Raw genomic sequence first — 2015 nt, 5'->3', positions numbered from 1 at the left:
AAGTTCAGGGATACCGATGGGCAAAGACCCAATGTGGATGTCAAATTTCCTGATATGCGTATCAATATACATATTCACGAAGAACAATGTAATGTTTCGCTGGATAGTTCTGGGCGATCCTTGCACCACCGGGGGTATCGAACGGCAACCAATATTGCGCCGATCAATGAGGTATTGGCTTCTGGATTGCTTTTGTTGAGCGGATGGGACGGGCAATCGGACTTTCTAGATCCCATGTGCGGTAGCGGTACGTTCTTGACCGAGGCGGCGATGATCGCCTGTAATATTCCGGCAAATATCAATAGAAAGGAATTTGCTTTTGAGAAATGGAATGATTTCGATGAGGAACTCTTTCAAAAGATCATTGACAGTAGTTTGAACAAAACCCGGGAGTTTCATCATAAGATCGTGGGTTATGATACGGCCCCATCGGCGGTAAGAAAATCAATTGATAATATTGCCAATGCCAACCTTTCGGAATATATACATGTTGAGCGCAAGAGCTTTTTTGATTCCACAAAATTTACCGATAATCACCTGCATATGGTTTTTAACCCACCTTATGGGGAACGATTGGATTTGGATATGGAAGAATTTTATGCATCAATCGGCAATACCTTAAAACAGGAATACCCCGGAACCGATGCGTGGTTCATTACATCAAATTTGGAAGCGCTTAAATTTGTCGGACTACGACCTTCCAGAAAAATCAAGGTGTACAATAGTCAATTGGAATCCCGCTTGGTCAAATATGTCATGTATGAAGGGAGTAAAAAGGCCAAATTTCAAAATAGGGAAGGGAAGGTATGAAACCAAAAACACGAGCGGTAGTATTGAACTTTTTAGGTTTTGCGATCCTATTTCTGGTGATCCGTTTTGCCTTAGGCTATTTTTTTGAGGTGAATCGGTTTTACTTGGCTTTGATCGCCGCTATCGCAGCGAGTATCCTGGCTCCTAAATTTGCAGTGGTCAAAGCGGAAGAGCGGGAAAAAGTCATGATGAAATGGATTTTCATCAAGGGTTTTCGAGAACTTTAGTCAAGGCTCTACTTGACCTTCATCCGTCTTTTTTTTCCGCTTATTCGCTTTTTTGTACAAGGGGATCATATACGTGAGCGAATAATTATACCCTATTCCGAACTTACTTCCGTCAGTGACCTTATTGAATCCCGGTATGAAGAGATTCGGAAATTCTTCGGACTCCTTATTACTGACCAAAAAACCGAGGCGTAAGCTACCCCCCAAATAAAGGTTCGAAAATAACTCCGCTTTCATTCCAAAAACGAATTCAAGCCAGGCAGCATTTAAACTTCCAAACTCCTGGGCATCGGAAGAACCATTGGGGAAATCGTCGGGGTACCAATACCTATTCGTGTCAAAATAGCGAAAGTTGTTCAAGGTTTGGCTAAAAGAGCTAACGGCAAAACGTCCACCTAGAAAAATGGTGTTGTTCATACCGTACCAATTCTCATAGGTATTATAATCTACCCCTAGTTTTATATAGCTCCCTGAGGTGGTAAAACTATAAAGATCCTCTTGCTTGGTCTTTTCCTCATTCCCCAATTCCCCGGCAATGTATAATTTTTGGGTCAATCGATAATCCCCAACAAGTTCCAATCCTTTATAATCCTCATTGGTCTGGGTAATGATTATACGACTGAGATCTATCCCTACCCTAAGACCATAGGTTTGTTTGTGTGCCACGGTATCCTTGGGTTGTAGATCTATGGTTTCATCCTGGGCCGAACTATTGAAAAAGCACAGAAGAAGGGTTATGCTAATGAAAAATCTTGACATGGGCTGTTTCTGAGTTTTCAACGGTTGGTAAAACAATTTCAATATCCTTGATCCAATTCTCGGTGTCGGGTGTAAGGCTTTGACTTAGATTTTCATAATTGGCGATAAACCCACAGGCGCGTGAGATATATACTTCCTTGGTCTCATAGGAGAACGTAAGCACATCAATATTGACGGGGTCCTCGGTAGTCGTTTGTGTTGATAAAACGAATGTTGTAC

General features: G+C 41.8%; 4 protein-coding genes. 2 read left to right on the top strand and 2 right to left on the bottom strand.

The window, feature by feature from the left end; genetic code table 11:
- Positions 1-810: THUMP domain-containing class I SAM-dependent RNA methyltransferase (locus tag WBM98_RS16140; protein ID WP_424367052.1), on the top strand; the 810-nt coding region annotated here is incomplete at its 5' end.
- Complete coding sequence (locus tag WBM98_RS16135) at positions 807-1037, top strand: hypothetical protein (protein WP_424367051.1); 231 nt, start codon at positions 807-809, stop codon at positions 1035-1037. The genes WBM98_RS16140 and WBM98_RS16135, both read left to right, overlap by 4 nt.
- Here WBM98_RS16135 and WBM98_RS16130 read toward each other — a convergent pair whose 3' ends face one another.
- Complete coding sequence (locus tag WBM98_RS16130; RefSeq protein ID WP_424367050.1) at positions 1038-1796, bottom strand: DUF6048 family protein; 759 nt, start codon at positions 1794-1796, stop codon at positions 1038-1040.
- The coding region (locus tag WBM98_RS16125; RefSeq protein ID WP_424367049.1) for a DUF6452 family protein at positions 1777-2015 on the bottom strand (239 nt) is incomplete at its 5' end. The genes WBM98_RS16130 and WBM98_RS16125, both read right to left, overlap by 20 nt.

Source organism: Maribacter sp. (genome assembly GCF_049667165.1).
Taxonomy (GTDB): domain Bacteria; phylum Bacteroidota; class Bacteroidia; order Flavobacteriales; family Flavobacteriaceae; genus Maribacter_A.
The sequence above is the reverse complement of the archived record's forward strand: the minus strand, read 5'-3'. Positions and strand labels throughout refer to the sequence as shown.